The following is an 18,437-nucleotide window of genomic DNA, read 5'->3' on the forward strand; positions in this document are numbered from 1 at the left end:
TTAGAGCATCTCCTTCTCAAAGGTAACTGTATAGTCCTTGCTATTAGGATTAGCATTCCATTTTTCCATTATCCTGTCAGCAGCGGCATTAGCTTCTTCAAGACCAGCTCCAGTCATCATTACAAGGATGTTTCCATGGCCATCTGGAGAATAGATGTCCGTGCTTCCAAGGACTTCTTTTAATATGTCATAGAACTCCTCCAAAACATCGCTTCTTATTTCCCCTGAAACCGGACCCTGAATATTGTAGCGAAGAAGAGCTGCATCGCTTACTCCGCCCTGCTTCATCCTCACAAGGATCCTGTAGACATCAAAGATCTTGTCACCCTCAGCTCTGTAGGCGGTGTCGCTGCCACCTCTTTCGCTGATGACCTTCCTGAGCTCATCAAGACCCATAATGTATTCTGTATCGTAGCGTGAGCCAGCAGTTAAGCTGTCTTCATTGTAGAGAAGACAGTCGTGCTTACCAGCATTCTTGACCATGTAAAGTGCTCTGTCTGCTTTCTTGAACAGAAGCTCAAAGGTCTCTTTTTCTCCGTCCTTGTTGACTTCAACAGCTCCTATGGATATTCCAAGGGGAATCGCCATATCTTTTCCCATGATCTTATGGGCAACCTTTAATATCTCTTCATTATAATGCTTACTCTTTAGCTTAAGACCTTCCTCATCAAGATCCTTAAAGAAAGCCACAAACTCATCACCACCGGTTCTGCAAAGGGCGTCATCCTCGCCACTGGTTCTCTTTAAGATGCCAGAGAGCTCAATAAGGATCCTGTCGCCCATGTCGTGACCATAAATATCGTTAACAGATTTAAAGTTATCAAGGTCAAAGATAGCCAGTATGCCTGTCTCAGTTTCGCACAGAGGCTCCAGTATCTCTTTTGCCCCTCTCTTGTTGTAAAGACCTGTAAGAGGATCGTTGGTGGCTTCCTCCTGAAGCCTTTCCACATTGCTGAAATTCTGAAGGATTCCGCTTATGAGCCAGCCAATATACATAACAAGGAAGGCCACAACAGCTGCCAGATACAGCTTAAAGTATGACCTCTCAAAGAGCTGCGACTCCTTATGTATAGGAAATACCTCTTCTCTAATTACGTTAGTTCCCGACGTATCAAGGACTTCAACGTGAAGCATGTAGTCGCCGTAGGGCAGGTTCGTGAAGGTAAGGGATCTCATGTCGGTCTGATTGCACCAGATACCTTCGTCCTCAATACCCTCAAGATATATGTGCAAAAGCGGATCTGAAAAAGAGAAATTCAAGACCGCCACATCAAACTGGATACGGCTTGATGTAGCAGGGATAGTATATTCTCCATTCTTCTCCTGAATGACTTCATCGCCAGCCTTAAGCTCGAAGAGCCTGATGTCATAGTCATTGTTGAAAGAATCGTAGTCGGTGGTGGATATCCTTCTGACTCCGTTAGTACAGGACAGATACAGTTTATCTCCGCTTAAAACATAGTTGGAGCCTGAAGTTATGGAAGTGTGAAGGCCTCTGCTCCTGTTGAGGACCAGATAGTTATACTCTCCGTCCTCCAAAAGGTCTTTTTCATCAATAACATAGATTCCATTGCTGGACAGAACCCAGGCCTTACCAGCATCAGATATGAACACGTCATAGTTGTTGCTGTAAGGGAAGGCATCAAGGCGCTTTATCTTTTGTCCGTTGTAATAATACAGCGCATTGCTGGTGACAAAGATATATCCGCCTTTACATGGAACTATCTTAAGTACCACCATGGTCTGAAGATTCTCTTCTTCGTCCAGCGTAGCTACCAGCTCTCCGTTTCTGATAACGTAAATTCCACCGCCGTCAGAACCCGCATAGATAACGCCGCCAGCGCCTTCCTGAATGCACAGGATCTGCTCTGTGATACCGTCGTACTCTCCAAGGGTCTTAACTACTGCATTGCCCTGGATATATGAAAGTCCGGTATTTGACGCCGCAAGGATCTGTCCGTCGGAGAGCTCATAGGTTAAGTTGAACACATCTCCTTCAGCGCCTTTGTTTTCCTGATTGAATGTGACAATACTGCCATCCGGACGCATTTTAACAACACCTGCTTCACCATAGGTGGAGAACCAGATATTGTCTTTGCTGTCACACATAATGTTCTTGATAAGGACGTTTCGCAAAACCTCAGGATGCGGAATCGGCACAGAATAATAGGTCTTAAGATCTATGGTCACAAGACCGGTACTGGTACCGGCATAGAGAATGCCTCCCCATACAAGGACGCTGTTTACAACGTTTGAAGGCACATCGGATCTTGCAAAGATATCCTCAAATGGGTTCCATGAGTATTTCTTGATTCCAAGCTTATTAGATGCAAACCATACATTTCCCTGATAATCGGTAATGACGTCAACGATGGAGCTTGCGAAATCATCGGTGGTAAGGGTAGAGAGTGAACCTTTATCTGACAAGAAGCCAATTCCGTTTTCGCAGCAAAGGAAAGCTCCCTTGTAATCTCTTGAATAAAGGATCTTGTTGTAGTAGGACAGATCATCTGAGTACTGCTTGGACATAAGGTCTGTCTTACCTTCGCTAAAGAACAGTCTTCCTGTGAAGTTGGTTGAACTACCTACAATATAGTTACCTTCGCTCTCAGCAGCCACGGTGGTGAAGTCTCCGCCAAGAACATAGATAAGTCTCTTGTCGCTAAATACAACAATGCTTCCATCACTTCTTATACCTGCCACAGTGTCTCCGCTGCTGGCAAGTTTATTTATTCCGTAATAACTGTTTCCGCCAAAGCTCTCAACAGACATATCAAGGCCTATCATGCACAGCTGGGTGGCTGTTCCAACATAGATATTTCCCTCGTAGTCCTCTGCAATGGTTTTAATAACGTTAGAGGACAGACCCTCCTCAATGGTAAAGAATGTAATATCTCCTGATTTTACATCGTAGCAGGCAACTCCGTTGTCGTTGGTTCCTATCCACATGCGGCCTCTGCTGTCCACTAAAAGCTCTGTGACGTTCTTGATCCTGTCGTCAATATCCATGATCCTGAATCTGTATCCGTCATAGATGTACAGACCGGTATAGGTTCCAGCCCACACGTAGCCATCCTCTGTCTGGGCCAGGGCGTTTACCTCAACAGAATCAAGACCACTGTCTGCGTCATACAGAACGCCGGCATATTCTGCACCAAAGTCATAAGCCTGTGCATTTATCGCAAAGCAAGGAATCAGAAGACAGATGCACAGCGCAAGCACAATGCCCCTCTTCTTAAGGATCTTTAATACCCTGTCAGCAAATATCTTTATGGCTATTGCGATCAGAAGGCTCACTGTCTTGTCCGGAATATCAACAAAGGCTTCTCCTATAAATGAAGTGAGAAGAGGAACCTGAATATCCAAGGAGATCATGTCCATAAGGGCATCACCCCAGATATTCCCAGTTCTTCCGTTGTACATTATTAAGTTAAGTGGTGTGGAAAGAAGTGCAGATACGATACCTGTAAGTACCGCTGCAGATGTGCATTTAAGATAGCTCAGATTAGTCCTTGGGTAAAAGAGTCCTACCGTAATACCAATTCCAGCAGAAACCAATAGATATGGGAATGCCATCACATCCCCGGCAGATGCAATAATGTTGGCAACAACACCACAAAAAGCGCCAACAAAGGGCCCATACCCTATTGCTGCCACTATTGTTCCTACCGCATCAAGCCAGATCGGCAGTTCCAGCTTAAGTGCCAGATTTCTGCCCAGGACATTTATGCAAATACAGAAAAGAATTACACCCCAGCTCTTCCAGGATCTAAGCTTCCTCATAACATCCCCAAAATTTGTAAAGTCGTAGTATTCTTATTATACATTATCGGAACAAAGATAACTACTAGGCGGAATATAAAAAAGCCACAAGAAATGTCTTATTTCTTGCGGTTTTCATTGTTTACAATTTGTTCATAATTAATTAAAAGAATGGTTACTTCAAATCATCTTTTAGACACATACACTTGTTAATATAATAGTGTCAGATGAGTTAAGACAATACCAAACAAAAACTTTTTCATAATATGCCAGGTAAGGAAGCTTACCTGGCATCCTCCCTTTTATAGGGCTTTTTTTATTTTACGGGTTAGTTATTTGTTGCTGCCCTGTAAGAACTTCTCCATATCAGCTACTGCTGATTCCTCGTCAGTTCCCTCAGCTATAACTGTAACTGCCTCTCCAGATGTGAGGTTTAAAGTCATCATTCCCATGATGCTCTTGGCGTTGACCTTTTTAGACTGAGCCTCAATATGAACTGTGCTCTCGTACTTGCTGGCAAGCTGAACAAGTTCAGCTACTGGTCTTGCCTCAAGACCTCTTGGCAGCTTGATTTCGATAGATTTTGTGATCATAATTTCCTCCTTTTACAATCGCATCCTGTCCGCAAGCTCCGATAGCTTACGCAATCTGTGATTAACTCCAGACTTCCCAACAGGCGGATCTAAAAACTTACCTAATTCCAATAATGATGCATCAGGATGTTCAAGCCTCACCTCGGCCATCTCCCTAAGGTTATCCGGGAGTCCCCCAAAACCCATCTGGTCTCTGATGAAGGTAATATCCTCTATCTGCTTACTGGCGGCATTGATTGTCTTGGTGATGTTGGCCACCTCGCAATTGACCTTGCGGTTTATGGAATTACGCATCTCCTTCACGATCCTGAGATTCTCAAGATTCATAAGACTGATGGGCGCTTCCATGATGTTCAGAAGGTCTACAATCCCTGCCCCTTCCTTGATATAAAGCACATGGTACTTTTTCCTCTGTACTATGCGGGCCTCTATATCAAAGCTCTCGATCAGGTCTTTTAGTAGCATTGCCTGCCCTTCATAATTGCAGACAAACTCCATGTGATAACCCTTATTAGGATCACTTATGGAGCCGGTACACAAGAAAGCATCTCTAAGAAATGTTCTCTTGCAGCAGGAATTCCTGACAACTAACGGGCTTGCGCCCTCACCAAAATCTCTGATGTTTCCATCCTTGTCCATGAGCCTGGTGGCCATCAGAACAGTTTCAACCTGCCTGGCATCTGTAAGGATAGGGCTGTAAACACGCCCACCTACGCGCACCTCTGGCACGTCTTCCAAAATGCTAGTAACTATATTAAATGCTTTTCTCAATAATGTAAAGAGCTTTCTAAGTACCTGGGCGTTGTCAGTCAGCAAATACAGTGCCTTTCCGCCGTCTTCCATCTCTCCGACATGACCAATGCTTGTAATGATGGCAGCCATCCCTGCAAGCTGGCAGTGTCTGGAAGAAGCGGTGTGCCCTAAAAGCTCCTCTTTAACTTCTGCGGAAAAAGACATATCACTTGGCCTCTTTCACATCTCTATGGGTGAGCTTAAGTCCAAAATTGCCCCCAAGCTCCTTAAGTCTATCGTACAGTTCATTGGCTATGGTAACACTTCTGTGCTGGCCTCCGGTACAGCCTATAGCTATTACCAGCTGATACTTGCCTTCCTCAACATAGCCAGGAATGAGAAACGCCAGCATATCTGTGAGCTTGTCCACAAATTCGCCGCAGGCAGGAAAGCTCTTAACATAGTCCTGAACAGGTTTGTCATTACCTGTCTGGTGTTTAAGTTCATCTACATAATATGGGTTTGGCAAAAACCTTACGTCAAAAACAAGGTCTGCATCTGATGGGATCCCATATTTAAATCCAAAGGAGAGAACGTTGATCATAAGAGAATTGTAAGATTCATTCTGTACAAAGATCTTGTCCAGTTCTTCCTTGAGTTCTCTGGTAAGAAGGCTTGATGTATCAAAGATATAATCGGCCTTGCTCTTTATCTCTGCAAGGACCTGTCTCTCTTTTGCTATGCCATCTTCAAGTCTGTCCCCAACAGCGTTCATTGGGTGGATTCGTCTTGTCTCTTTGTATCTCTTTATGAGCACCTGATCACTGGCATCCATAAACAGTATCTCCACAGGTATTCCCTTGTCTTTAAGGGACTCAATGATACCTGAAACACCTTCAAAACTCTGACCGGCTCTTGCATCTATTCCAAGGACAACCTTGGTGATGCCACTGTCAGGCATAGTGATCAGCTCTGTAAATTTCTCGATAAGAGAAACCGGAAGGTTATCAACGCAGTAAAATCCTGCATCTTCCAGCATATGTATAGCGGTTGCCTTACCACCGCCGCTCATTCCTGTTACAATGACGAATCTCATGATGGCTGTCCTTCCTTAAAATTCACCAAGCATAATGACTTCGGGTTCCAGTGTTACTCCAGAATTTTCATAAACACGCTTTTTAACTTCGCAGATAAGTTCATAGATATCAGCAGAAGTTGCGTTATCCTTATTAATTACAAAACCGCAGTGCTTCTCAGAAACCTGCGCTCCGCCCACACTAAATCCGCGAAGGCCTGCATCTTCAATGAGCTTTCCTGCAAAGTACCCCTCCGGGCGCTTAAATGTGGATCCGGCACTTGGATATTCAAGAGGCTGCTTCTCTTTTCTCTTAAGAGCAAGCTCCTTCATACGCTCAGAGATCTCTTCCTGATCACCCTTTGAAAGCGTAAGCCTTACACTGGTAACCACATCTCCTCTTTTCTTAAGCGCACTGTTTCTGTATCCAAAGTCGCACTCTTCACCTTTATAAGTAACAACAACTCCGTCTGATGCTATGGCCCTTACAGATACTGTGATGTCCTTCATCTCTCCGCCGTAGGCTCCGGCGTTCATGATCATGGCACCTCCAATGGTCCCAGGGATCCCCGCTGCAAACTCAAAGCCTGCAAGAGCGTTATCTCTGGCAAAAGAGGCGATGGCGGAATTAAGTACTCCCGCCTCAGCCACGATTGTGGTGTCATCTTCGATGCGAAGGTCATTGAGCTTCTCAAGGGAAATAACAACTCCATCATAGCCCTTATCTGAGATCAGGAGGTTACTTCCATTACCCAGGATAAAGAAAGGCTGGTCATTCTGCCTTAAGAATCTGACAACCTTTAGCGCCGCCTCTTCATCACCTGGTCGTAAAAATAAGCTGGCAGGCCCACCAGTTCTAAACGTGGTGTGCCTGCTCATAAGTTCATCTATTAATATGTCTTCATTTGGGACTATTTCTCTTAGTCCCTCTAAAACTTCACTGTTCAAAGCAAATCCTCTTTAGCCGATAACCAGACGTGCTGCGCCAAATACGCCAGCATCATTTCCAAGCTTTGCAAGAGCAAACTTAGCATCTCCGCAGCCTGGGAATACGTATTTTTTAAAGCTTGGCATAAGAAGGTCAAAGAGCATATCTCCAGCCTTGGATACTCCGCCGCCAAGAACGATGATCTCAGGGTTAGTTACTGAAGCAACAACTGCTATTCCCTTACCAAGGTAGTAGCCGTATTTCTCAGCACACTCTTTTGCAACCTTATCTCCAGCCTTAGCTGCATCAAAGATGTCTCTGCACTCGAAGTCCTTGCCCCTAAGTACGCTGTCCTCATCAGTTGCAGCGAGAACTCTCTTAGCAATTCTTACTGCGCCTGTTGCGCTGGCATACATCTCGAAGCAACCGTGATTGCCGCATCCGCAAGTCTCTGGCTCGTCATCTACAAGGTGGATGTGTCCGATCTCTCCACCTGATCCCTTAGCACCAGAAAGGAGATTGCCTTCAACGATGATTCCGCCGCCGACACCTGTTCCAAGAGTAACAAGGCAAAGGTTCTTGTAGCCCTGTCCGCCGCCCTTCCATGCTTCTCCAAGAGCTGCTACGTTAGCGTCGTTACCAGCCTTAACTGGAAGTTTAAGCTTTGAGTGGAGCTCGTTTACAACGTTGACCTTTTCCCATCCAAGGTTAACAGCCTGATAGCATACACCATCAGCGTTAACTGCGCCAGGAACGCCAACACCTGCTCCAACTACCTGTGTGTCCTCAATGCCTTTTTCCTTCATCTTGGCTCTGATAGACTCAGCAATATCAGGAATGATCTGTGATCCGTGATCCTCTGTTCTTGTAGGGATCTCCCAGAAATCCACCTTCTCACCGGTCTCTGTAAGAAGACCGATCTTAACTGTTGTTCCTCCAACATCTGCCCCAAATACGTATCTTGCCATGCCATAACCTCTTTTCTATATTAATTGTTTATTACTCGTCGTCATCCTCGTCGCTTCTCCTGCGTGCAAGAGAATTCTGAACTCTGTTGTAGAGCTCCTGAGCTGCGTTGTAGCCCATTGCCTTCTGTCTGTGGTTAACCGCAGCAGACTCGCAGATAACTGCAAGGTTTCTACCTGGACGGATAGGGATCCTGTGGCACACTACCTTGTTTCCAAGATACTCTGTGTACTCCTCCTCAAGTCCAAGTCTGTCGTACTCTTTATCCTTGTCCCAATCCTCGAGCTTTATTACAAGGTCGATGGTCTGGGTCTCTCTTACGCTTGATACACCGTATAGGGTCTTAACATCGATGATACCTACACCTCTCATCTCGATGAAGTGCTTGGTAATATCAGGTGCAGAACCGATAAGTGTCTCCTCACTTACTCTTCTGATCTCAACAACGTCGTCTGATACAAGACGATGTCCTCTCTTAATGAGCTCGATGGCCGTCTCAGACTTACCAATTCCGCTCTCACCTGTAATAAGAACGCCGACACCATATACATCAACTAAAACGCCGTGGATAGAGATACATGGTGCAAGCTTAACATTAAGCCATCTGATGATCTCTGCAGTGAATGAAGAAGTTGACTTCTTGGTGATAAGAACCGGAACCTTCTCCTCAACTGCGATCTTTACAAAAAGTGGATCTGGAGTTAAGTCTCTGCAGAACACAACTCCAGGGATATCAAAGGAAAGGAACTCTCTGTACATCTGCTCTTTCTTGTTGGCAGGAAGAGATTCCATATATGTATATTCAACGAATCCGATGACCTGAAGTCTGGTGGCCTCGAAGTGCTCGAAGTATCCAGCCAGCTGAAGAGCAGGTCTGTTAATATCTGGCTGGCTTATCCTGATCTTTTTGATATCAACCTCAGGTGTAAGATTCTCCAGCTTTTGTTTCTCGATAATGTTCTTTAAACTTACGCTAGACATAGGTTTTTTGCCCCCTGTTTGCCATATTCCATATACAACGCCTTCATATTATCATAGAAGAGTTTTATGTTCAAACATTTTCAGGATGAAAGAAATCGTAAATCTGCTTTGCAGTATTTTCCGGAATCTCAGGCACCTTACTCAGTTCTTCTATGCTGGCATTTTTAATGTCCTCAATGGATTTAAAGCTCTTCATAAGAGCCTTTCTCCTTGCTGGTCCGATTCCAGGAATATCATCAAGGGAGCTCTTTACCTGAGATTTGCTTCGAAGAGATCTGTGATACTCGATGGCAAATCTGTGGGCCTCATCCTGTATCCTTGTTATGAGCTTAAATCCTTCTGACCTGGTGTCGATAGGAAGTTCTACATTATTATAGTAAAGGCCTCTGGTCCTGTGGTTATCATCCTTGACCATTCCGCAGACTGGGATCTTAATCCCAAGCTCATCAAGGACCTGGAGACAGATATTTACCTGACCTCTTCCTCCGTCCATCAGTATCAGATCAGGGAACTTGGTAAAGCTGCCGTACTTGGCATCGATGTCCCTTACTTCCAGCTCCTGCCTCTCTTCAATTCCATGAAGAAGCCTTCTTGTGAGGACCTCGTGCATGCATGCGTAGTCGTCAGGCCCGGATACAGTCTTAATCCTGAACTTGCGGTAGTCGCTCTTTTTAGGCTTACCCTTCTCGTAAACTACCATGGATCCAACATTGGCAAAGCCGCTGATGTTAGATATATCATAGGCCTCCATTCGGTCAAGGCCCTTTATGCCAAGGAGCTTTTCGATCTCTTTGACAGCTCCGATGGTCCTACCTTCTTCTCTCTTTATCCTCTCCTTGTCCTTTGATAGAACAAGCTCTGCGTTCTGGGCTGCAAGCTCCATGAGCTTTTCCTTTTGTCCCCTCTCAGGAACAGAGATATAAACCCTTGAGCCCTTTCTCTGGGAAAGCCACTTCTCGATAATATCCATGTCTTCGATGGGCTCTGGCAAAAGAACTTCCCGCGGAATAAACGGAGTTCCTGCGTAGAACTGTTTTACGAAGTTCTCTAGGATCTCGCTCTGGGGATTCTCTGCCACGTGGGTCATATAAAAATGCTCTCTGCCAATAAGCCTTCCGTCTCTTACAAAGAACACCTGAACAACGGCGTCCTTATCATCGGAAGCAATGGCAAGGATATCCTTGTCCTCCATGGAGGAGTCTGTCATCTTCTGCTTCTGGGCCACGACCTTCACTGATGCGATAAGGTCCCTGTACCTTGCTGCGTTCTCAAAGTCCAGATCCTCTGAAGCAGCCTCCATCTTCTGCTGAAGGTCATTGAGGATAAGGGCATAGTTGCCATTTAAAAACTCAAGAGCCTTATCTATCCTGTCCCTGTACTCTTCCTTACTGATGTTACCTGTGCAGGGTCCGCAGCACTGCTTCATGTGGTAGTTAAGACATGGCCTCTCTGCGCCAATGTCCCTTGGAAGAACCCTGTTGCAGGTTCTAAGGCCGTAGAGCTTATTGATAAGCTCAATGGTATCCTTAACTGCTGCCGCGCTGGTAAAAGGTCCGAAATATCTGGACTTGTCCTTTTTCATTAAACGGGAGAAAAGAATTCTTGGATAATCCTCAGAGACTGTCACCTTAATATAAGGATAAGTTTTGTCATCCTTGAGCATAGTGTTGTATCTAGGGCAGTGCTCCTTGATAAGGTTGTTCTCGAGGACCAGTGCCTCCAGCTCTGAGTCTGTGACGATATATTCAAACCTGGCTATCTGCTTAACCATCCGGTCAATCTGAGGGCCACGTCCTATATTTGAACGAAAATAACTCCTCACACGGTTGTGAAGATTGATGGCTTTTCCAACATACATGATGGTGTCATTCTCATCATGCATAATATAAACTCCCGGCTTATTTGGAAGTTTTTTCAGCTCTTCTTTGATATCAAACATACCTATATTATATCCATTTCACATAATAAAACCACCAAAAGCGATGGCCAAGATAAGAGGATGCCATTCGTTTTGATGGTTTTAAAGAGGAAAAAAAGGATACTCTGGCTGAAAGAGTGTCTATCTTAAGCGCTTTACAGATTATCCTTAAGATATCTGTAAAGTGCGTCAGCCGCCTGGTCTTCATCTTCTCCCGCAAATGTTATGGAAAGAGTCTGACCGCACTTAACCCCCAGCCCAACAAGGCCAAAGACGTGCTTAACATCAGTCTCCTGTCCATTTCCCTTCGCTGTAATGGTAGAAGAAAAGCTCTGTGCAAGCTTTACTAGTCCCCCTGCAGGAAGTGCATGCACTCCCTCAGGGTCTGTAATTACATAATCAATTATCTTCATATCTCCACACCAAAGTGCTCAAACAAAATCTTCTCAGCTTCCGGATTCCAAAGTCCTGCGTGAGCTTTGCAGCTCTCATCAAGCTTCTTGAACAGTGGATCTGTCTCTCCGAGCTTACCAAAGTCATCGATTGCTGTAAGTGGCATATCAATAAGTGTATAGATAAGCTTCTTGCCACCTGGGATGTTTGGCAGGTTGCAGGTTGTTTCTGCAGCTGCATCCAGACCGCCTACGTGTGTGACCATAACTGATGGGTTGATCTCTCCCTTAGCTGCAAGGTCAAGAGCCTCTAAGAGATCGTCATTGTTACCACCTGTGGTTCCAAGAATATGTGTGCTTGTATAGTGAGCATTGTAGAGATTGATCTCTGACTTGAACTGATTGTCTGTAGGTCCTGCAAAGAAGTTCATGCAGCCGTCAAAAGCAAGGAGTCTGTCTCCCATCTCAGCAACGCTTCTTACTGGAACATAAACAAATACATCATCGTAGCCATGGCCCTCAGTGATCTCCATGAGCTTTTCTTCTGCATCGCTCTCTGAAGAATTAAAGTAGATGAGCTCTACTCCCTTTTCTTTGGCAAACTCAGGGCTTATTACAGATGCTGCTCTCTCAAGCTTCTTGTCATCAAGATCTGTAACTACGATCCTCTTTGGCTTATTCTCAAATCTAAGGCCATAGCTTACCGCTCCAAGACCCATTGGTCCGCAGCCGCCCATGATAAGGATATTTCCACCCTCCTTGGTTCCCATGGCATGATTGTAATTCTGTTTGTTGGTGTGGTAGTTAGCGTGGTAACCACCGATAATGCAGCTCATTGGTTCTCCAAGAGATGCCTGGTAGTAGCTCTCTCCGTTATAAGGAAGAAGTGCATCCAGCTCCATTACTTCGTGAGGCATGATGCAGTAGGTAGCATCTCCGCCGCAGAAACGATAGGAATATCCAGGGGAATCAAGCTTACCCTGGTAGTTAAGTGCTGGCTGAAGAGCCCACTTATCTCCTACCTTGTACTTATCCTTCCACTTAGAACCTACCTCTACGATTACGCCTGAGCACTCATGTCCTGTGATGATAGGATTAACATCGATATCCTGAGGTGCTCTCTTATGCTTCTTGCCCTGCTTGGCAAGCTTGTAGGTGGACATGCAGATGCTGTCACTTACTACCTTAACTAATATCTCATCGTCCTTGATCTCAGGGAGCTCAAACTCCTCAAGTCTAAGGTCCATTTCTCCATACATTCTTACTGCTCTGGTCTTCATATTATTCTTCTCCTTCAAACAGGTCACTTATCTCCTGCTCATTTAATGTCAGCAGATGGTCAACACCTGCCTTGTCTGAAAAGGTCATGGCTATCTTCTGGAGAACGTTTAAATGCTCATCTCCAACTGCTGCTATTCCAATGATGACCTTCACCTTTTCAGGCGCACCCCAGTCCTGGCCCTCTGGTACTGTCATAAGCACAAGGCCAGTCTTTTTTATATGTCTCTTAGCATCCTCAATACCGTGAGGAATTGCTACTGCATTCCCAATATATGTGTTAAATACCTTCTCTTTATCCAGCATCGCCTGAGTATAATACTCGTTGGTATACCCCTGAGATGAGAATATCTCTCCAATTCTTCTTATGATATCTTCTTTCTCCGAAGGCTCCTGGTTTATAAAGATATTTCTGGTTTCTAGAATCATGTGTCCCTCCAATTTCAAAGACTTCCCAGCTGCTCGCTAAAGTAAGCTTTTAATATTTCCTGCAGCTTGTCCTGAACCATTTCCTCATTACCGCTCTTTATGGCATCAAGGAAATCTGAATCCTCGATGATGGCGCTGGATACTCTGCCCAGCATTTCGGCATTCTGCTGCCTGTTGTCGTCCACTGGCATTGCCATGCACAGCGCTGCCCTTATTCCAGATAACTTTTCATCTGTAAAAGAGCTACCGGCCTCTATTCCAGCAGTGACTATCTGACACTCTTTTACCGCCTTGCTCCTGCAATGGAAAAGAGCAAGTCCAAGTTCCGGGAAGAGCTGGCTCATCACCTGCTCCCTGGCCATGATATCTGCTGTAAGTACGGCTGCTGCCTTGGATGTATCCGTTATGTCAGCGGATAGAATCCTTATCAGGGATTCAAGGGTCATATCTTCTGAAACTACCAGATGATGATACCTTCTGATAATACCCTTTATCCTGTTAATAATGTTGTTGATCTCATCAAGCTGTCTTGTGAAATCATTGTTCTCCTGCTTGGCAGGCATTGATGCGTATTCGTCGATCTTTACGCTGATCTGTAAAATATCCCTCTGTGTTATGAGAGGATTGACAAGGCAATAATCAACTCCAAGGTCATCCACGCCTATGCTTGAAATAAAGAAGTCCGTCCTTGAAACCACGTGTCCGTTTATCTCATCTATTCCATAGGCCTTAAGTACGATATCCCAGTCCGCAAAATGACTCTTTAGCTTGGCCATCATAAGCTGGGCCACACCAAAGCCGCTGGCACATATAACCCCGATAGTAACTGTGCGCTTTTTCCTCTTGCGGGAGTCGATCTTTTCCCTGGCTGCGCCAAAGTGCATGGCAAGATAGCCAACCTCTGCGTCTCCAGGAACAAGTCCTGTCTTATCTGTAATGACCTTTGCCGCCCTCTGACAATCTGCGTAGATGTCAGGGTACTCGCTTTTTATCTCAGACAAAAGCGGGTTGCTGATGGCCATGTCGTTCTTCATTCGATAGAGCGCCGGCTCAAGATGTACCATAAGGCCTCTTATGAAATCCTCTTCATATCGAAGCTCTCTGGCAAAATCAGGATCCATCACATCTATCATTCCATTGATGATCCCCATCAGTTCCTCGGTCTGAATGCCGCTCTCTCTGATGGCATCACTGCTGTAATTAAGCTTGGCTCCCTTGATGTGGAGCAGAATATTGTTTACCTCTGACTCGGGAATGTCGATATCGAACTCTTCCTCTAAAGCCTTCGCAATGTTCTTGGCGGTATCGTAACCGTTGTCAAACCTTGCGTCGTAGGTCTCCATGGATACCAGTTCTCCCTGCTTTATCCTCTCGACTGCAACTGCGAGGTGGACAAGAAGCCCCACATATGCATCGTTGGTAAGAAGGTGCAGGTATGGTTCCTGAAGTCTCTCCAGAACCTTTTCCACGTCAACCAGTATCTCCTCATTCATAAGAAGATATATGTTGTCATCGGCATTCTTGAGCTTTTCGCTCTTCATGTTCTCGGTGACAAAACGCTGCATGGCAGTTCTGTAGCTCTTTTCATTGCCAGAAAGAGCTATTCCATAGCCTGGCTTTCTGATGATATCAAGGTGACATTCGCTGGCCCAGTCGCTTATGGCCTCCAGGTCATTGCTTATGGTTGCTTCACTGACACCAAACATATCACTGTAGTAAAAGAGCTTTTGAGGCTCTCTGTTTCTTAGGAGCTCAAGTTTAAGAAGTTCTCTTCTCTTTTCCTTATCAGAAACAATTTGGTCAGAATGAGCTTTGACAGCCTCAAGGAGCTTTGCCTTGTTTTCTGCAGTACCCTCGATCTGGCTGCCCTCACCCTTCTTTCTTACAAGAGTCAGATCATATCCCTGAAGAATGCCTGCGATATAATCTGCCTCTCTTAAAATGGTACGCTTACTCACACCCAGAGCATCAGCGACCTCACTGTCTGTCGCCGGCTGCTCTGCGTTTAGCAAATAAAGGATTATTTGTCTAATACGTGGTGTAAGTTCCATTGCGTCTCCATTAAATACTAGCTTTTAATTCCTGTGCCAGCTGATCATACTCTGGTGCTGACATGAAGTTATTGATAGTGATGACTCTGGCATTAGGAGCACTGTTTCTTGCTCTTCCTGCAAGGTCCTGATGTGTTACAACGATCTGAGCTTCTGCTGGGATCTCAGATACTGAAGCGTGCTTAACTTCGATATCAGATCTTCCAACTTCTGCAAGCTTCTTCTTAAGAACTGTTGCTCCCATTGCTGATGAGCCCATTCCTGCATCACATGCAAATACGATGTGCTTGATCTCAGAAGCGCCAGCTACAAGTGTGTCAGCTACTGTCTTAACTTCGCTTGCTGCAACACCCTTGCTCTGTGCCTTCATCTCTTTCATCTGAGTTGTTGAATCCTCAAGGCTCTGCTTTGAGTTTGAAAGCTTGATGATAGGAGCTGCGATAACGAATGAAACAGCTGCTGCAACAACTACTGAAAGAAGTACCATGAAGGTTGATCCCTTAGGAGCCATTCCAACATAAGCGATGATTGAACCAGGTGATGGAGGTCCAGCAAGGCCAAGCTTGAAAGCTGTGTTGAAGATCATAGCTGCAACTGATCCGCCGATTGTTGCAAGTAAAAGAAGTGGATTCATAAGTACATATGGGAAGTAGATCTCGTGGATACCACCAAGCAGATGTACGATAAGTGCTCCAGGAGCTGAATCCTTAGTAACCTTATCCTTAGCAAAGAGCCAGTATGCTACCAGCACACCAGTACCTGCGCCAGGGTTTGTCTCAATCATGTAGAAGATTGACTTGCCAGCTGTTGCAACCTGCTCTGCTCCAAGAGGAGTGAAGATACCATGGTTGATAGCGTTGTTAAGGAAAAGAACCTTAGCTGGCTCAACAAATACTGATACAAGTGGAAGAATGTTGTTGTCAACAAGTACTGCAACACCACCATTAAGTACTGCAAGTACGCCGCCCATGAATGGGCCAATTACATAGTAGCCAATGATTGCAAGAAGTAGTCCAAGGATACCAACTGAGAAGTTGTTTACAAGCATCTCGAAGCCAGTAGGGATCTTGCCCTCAACGGCCTTGTCAAATTTCTTGATAACCCATCCTGCAAGAGGTCCTGCGATCATAGCACCCATGAACATTGTGTACTCTGTTCCGCAGATGACACCAATTGTCATGATGGCGCCCATTACTGCACCCCTCTGTCCGCCGACCATCTTACCACCCTGATAAGCAATAAGAACTGGAAGAACGTAAGTAAGCATTGGGCCTACGATTGAACTAAGTGCTGCATTTGGAAGCCAGCCTGTCTCGATGAAAAGAGCTGTAAGAAGTCCCCAGGCTATGAATGCACCGATGTTTGGCATAACCATTCCGCTCAGGAATCTACCAAAACTTTGTATTTTTTCTTTCATAAGTTTCCCCTTCCAACCTGAATGTCAGGTAGTTTTTTGCGGTTCCTTGACACGTCTGCCGTGGAAACCCTCTTTAATAGCGAATGCATCCGAATGATTTAATCTTATTCTATTTGTACGCCTTTGGAATTTCAATTCATACATCTTTAAGTTTGTCACCCTGACAAGTGACAAGTCCTTAAGAGTCAAAAATGGCGCGGAGTACAGCCCCCCGCGCCATAGTATTTTTGGTATTAAATTACTTCTTGTTTTCGTGCTCAAGTGATGCCTTGATAAATCCTGAGAACAGAGGATGTGGTCTGTTAGGACGGCTCTTAAGCTCTGGATGAGCCTGTGTAGCCATGTGGAAATCATTGGATGGAAGCTCGATCATCTCTACGATCCTGCCATCTGGTGACATTCCGCAAAGCTTCAGGCCGTTCTGTACAAGTACATTTCTGTAGTCGTTGTTGACCTCATATCTGTGGCGATGACGCTCTGTGATATTCTCTGAACCAAAGAGCTCAAACGCCTTGGAATCCTTATCAAGAACACATGGATATGAACCGAGACGAAGTGTTCCCCCGATATCTTCAACTCCGTTCTGATCAGGTAAAAGAGCTATCATAGGATGCTGAGTATTTGGATCAAACTCGATTGAATGAGCATCAGCATAACCAACCACGTTCCTTGCAAACTCTACGATCGCGAGCTGCATTCCAAGGCAAAGGCCAAGATATGGAAGGTTGTTCTCACGGGCATACTTGATTGCTGTGATCATGCCCTCGATTCCTCTGTCGCCGAAGCCTCCAGGAACAATGAGTCCGTCAACATCTGAGAGGATCTCTTTTACGTTGTCCTCAGTAACTTCCTCTGAGTCAACCCACTTGATATCTACAGCAGTCTGATTGGAAATACCGCCGTGCTTTAAAGCTTCTACAACACTGATGTACGCGTCATGGAGCTGTGTGTACTTACCTACAAGAGCAACCCTTACTTCATGCTTAAGTGAGTAAAGGGTGTCAACCATTGCCTTCCAGTCTGTAAGATCAGGCTCTGGACAATCAAGGTTAAGGCATTCACATGCAACCTGAGCCAGATGCTCTTTTTCCATAGCAAGAGGAGCTTCATACAGGTACTCAAGGTCAAGGTTGTTGAGAACGTGGCTGCTTGGAACATTACAGAAAAGAGCTATCTTCTCTTTGGTCTCCTGATCCAGCTCCATCTCACTTCTACATACGATTACGTCTGGCTGAAGTCCCATTCCCTGCATAGTCTTAACTGCGGACTGGGTTGGCTTTGTTTTGATCTCCTGAGAGCAGCGAAGGTATGGAATAAGAGAAACAAGGATGAGCATTGCGTTCTCATGTCCAACTTCGTGCTGGAACTGTCTTATTGCTTCTAAGAATGGCTGTGATTCGATATCTCCGACGGTTCCGCCCACCTCGATGATGGCAATGCGGGTGTCGTCGTCTGTGAAGTTCCTGTAGAACTTACTCTTGATCTCATTGGTGATGTGAGGGATGACCTGTACTGTGCGTCCGCCGTAGTCTCCGCGGCGCTCCTTCTGAAGTACAGACCAGTATATCTTACCGGTGGTGACATTGGAGTTCTTGTCCAGGTTCTCGTCGATGAATCTCTCGTAGTGACCAAGGTCAAGGTCTGTCTCAGTTCCATCTTCTGTTACGAAAACCTCTCCGTGCTGAACCGGATTCATGGTTCCTGGATCGATATTGATATAAGGATCGAACTTCTGCATTGTGACCTTATATCCGCGGGCCTTAAGGAGCCTGCCCAGCGATGCAGCAGTAATGCCTTTACCAAGACCTGATACAACGCCTCCTGTAACAAAGATGTACTTAACAGCCATTTTAATATTGTCCTCCCGGGAAATTTATGAATGAATGATTGATAATATAAATTGTATGCGATATAA

At 45.2% G+C, this 18,437-nt stretch carries 14 protein-coding genes; all 14 read right to left on the reverse strand.

What is annotated here, in order from left to right:
* The 14 genes from D6855_RS09320 to D6855_RS09385 all read right to left on the reverse strand — a co-directional run bounded on the left by D6855_RS09320 (window position 1) and on the right by D6855_RS09385 (window position 18,371).
* A complete protein-coding gene (locus tag D6855_RS09320; protein WP_120740312.1) occupies window positions 1-3,783 on the reverse strand; it encodes a diguanylate cyclase in 3,783 nt (1,260 codons plus the stop codon).
* A 311-nt stretch (window positions 3,784-4,094) separates the two neighbouring features.
* Complete coding sequence (locus D6855_RS09325) at window positions 4,095-4,355, reverse strand: HPr family phosphocarrier protein (protein ID WP_120740314.1); 261 nt, start codon at window positions 4,353-4,355, stop codon at window positions 4,095-4,097.
* A 12-nt stretch (window positions 4,356-4,367) separates the two neighbouring features.
* A complete protein-coding gene (gene whiA / locus D6855_RS09330; RefSeq protein WP_120740316.1) occupies window positions 4,368-5,312 on the reverse strand; it encodes a DNA-binding protein WhiA in 945 nt (314 codons plus the stop codon).
* Between the two features lies 1 nt (window position 5,313).
* Window positions 5,314-6,183 carry an RNase adapter RapZ gene (rapZ, locus tag D6855_RS09335; protein WP_120740318.1) on the reverse strand — a complete coding sequence of 290 codons (870 nt, stop codon included), beginning with the start codon at window positions 6,181-6,183 and terminating at the stop codon, window positions 5,314-5,316.
* Between the two features lie 15 nt (window positions 6,184-6,198).
* The gene (gene murB, locus D6855_RS09340; protein WP_120740320.1) at window positions 6,199-7,110 is read right to left on the reverse strand and encodes a UDP-N-acetylmuramate dehydrogenase; all 912 of its coding nucleotides are present in this window, start codon (window positions 7,108-7,110) and stop codon (window positions 6,199-6,201) included.
* Window positions 7,111-7,122: 12 nt separating this feature from the next.
* A complete protein-coding gene (locus D6855_RS09345; protein WP_120740322.1) occupies window positions 7,123-8,058 on the reverse strand; it encodes an ROK family glucokinase in 936 nt (311 codons plus the stop codon).
* A 31-nt stretch (window positions 8,059-8,089) separates the two neighbouring features.
* A complete protein-coding gene (gene hprK, locus D6855_RS09350) occupies window positions 8,090-9,037 on the reverse strand; it encodes an HPr(Ser) kinase/phosphatase (RefSeq protein ID WP_120740324.1) in 948 nt (315 codons plus the stop codon).
* A gap of 70 nt (window positions 9,038-9,107) precedes the next feature.
* Entirely contained in the window at window positions 9,108-10,976 is a 1,869-nt protein-coding gene (uvrC, locus tag D6855_RS09355) for an excinuclease ABC subunit UvrC (RefSeq protein ID WP_120740326.1), read from the reverse strand.
* A 134-nt stretch (window positions 10,977-11,110) separates the two neighbouring features.
* Window positions 11,111-11,368, reverse strand: coding sequence for an HPr family phosphocarrier protein (locus D6855_RS09360; RefSeq protein WP_120740328.1), 258 nt, complete (start codon window positions 11,366-11,368; stop codon window positions 11,111-11,113).
* A complete protein-coding gene (locus D6855_RS09365; RefSeq protein WP_120740329.1) occupies window positions 11,365-12,627 on the reverse strand; it encodes a zinc-binding dehydrogenase in 1,263 nt (420 codons plus the stop codon). The genes D6855_RS09360 and D6855_RS09365 overlap by 4 nt, the downstream gene beginning before the upstream one ends.
* A gap of 1 nt (window position 12,628) precedes the next feature.
* A complete protein-coding gene (locus D6855_RS09370; RefSeq protein WP_120740331.1) occupies window positions 12,629-13,054 on the reverse strand; it encodes a PTS sugar transporter subunit IIA in 426 nt (141 codons plus the stop codon).
* 14 nt (window positions 13,055-13,068) lie between these two features.
* Window positions 13,069-15,105, reverse strand: coding sequence for a BglG family transcription antiterminator (locus D6855_RS09375; protein ID WP_120740333.1), 2,037 nt, complete (start codon window positions 15,103-15,105; stop codon window positions 13,069-13,071).
* Between the two features lie 10 nt (window positions 15,106-15,115).
* Window positions 15,116-16,522, reverse strand: coding sequence for a PTS mannitol transporter subunit IICB (locus D6855_RS09380; RefSeq protein WP_120740335.1), 1,407 nt, complete (start codon window positions 16,520-16,522; stop codon window positions 15,116-15,118).
* Window positions 16,523-16,760: 238 nt separating this feature from the next.
* A complete protein-coding gene (locus D6855_RS09385; protein WP_120740337.1) occupies window positions 16,761-18,371 on the reverse strand; it encodes a CTP synthase in 1,611 nt (536 codons plus the stop codon).
* Window positions 18,372-18,437: the final 66 nt, after the last annotated feature.

Source organism: Butyrivibrio sp. CB08 (genome assembly GCF_003625485.1).
GTDB lineage: Bacteria > Bacillota > Clostridia > Lachnospirales > Lachnospiraceae > Butyrivibrio.

Coding starts and splice junctions, on each gene's coding strand:
- D6855_RS09320 (WP_120740312.1), bottom strand. CDS start 3,783: ATGAGGAAGCTTAGATCCTGGAAGAGCTGGGGTGTAATTCTTTTCTGT.
- D6855_RS09325 (WP_120740314.1), bottom strand. CDS start 4,355: ATGATCACAAAATCTATCGAAATCAAGCTGCCAAGAGGTCTTGAGGCA.
- whiA (WP_120740316.1), bottom strand. CDS start 5,312: ATGTCTTTTTCCGCAGAAGTTAAAGAGGAGCTTTTAGGGCACACCGCT.
- rapZ (WP_120740318.1), bottom strand. CDS start 6,183: ATGAGATTCGTCATTGTAACAGGAATGAGCGGCGGTGGTAAGGCAACC.
- D6855_RS09345 (WP_120740322.1), bottom strand. CDS start 8,058: ATGGCAAGATACGTATTTGGGGCAGATGTTGGAGGAACAACAGTTAAG.
- hprK (WP_120740324.1), bottom strand. CDS start 9,037: ATGTCTAGCGTAAGTTTAAAGAACATTATCGAGAAACAAAAGCTGGAG.
- uvrC (WP_120740326.1), bottom strand. CDS start 10,976: ATGTTTGATATCAAAGAAGAGCTGAAAAAACTTCCAAATAAGCCGGGA.
- D6855_RS09360 (WP_120740328.1), bottom strand. CDS start 11,368: ATGAAGATAATTGATTATGTAATTACAGACCCTGAGGGAGTGCATGCA.
- D6855_RS09365 (WP_120740329.1), bottom strand. CDS start 12,627: ATGAAGACCAGAGCAGTAAGAATGTATGGAGAAATGGACCTTAGACTT.
- D6855_RS09370 (WP_120740331.1), bottom strand. CDS start 13,054: ATGATTCTAGAAACCAGAAATATCTTTATAAACCAGGAGCCTTCGGAG.
- D6855_RS09375 (WP_120740333.1), bottom strand. CDS start 15,105: ATGGAACTTACACCACGTATTAGACAAATAATCCTTTATTTGCTAAAC.
- D6855_RS09380 (WP_120740335.1), bottom strand. CDS start 16,522: ATGAAAGAAAAAATACAAAGTTTTGGTAGATTCCTGAGCGGAATGGTT.
- D6855_RS09385 (WP_120740337.1), bottom strand. CDS start 18,371: ATGGCTGTTAAGTACATCTTTGTTACAGGAGGCGTTGTATCAGGTCTT.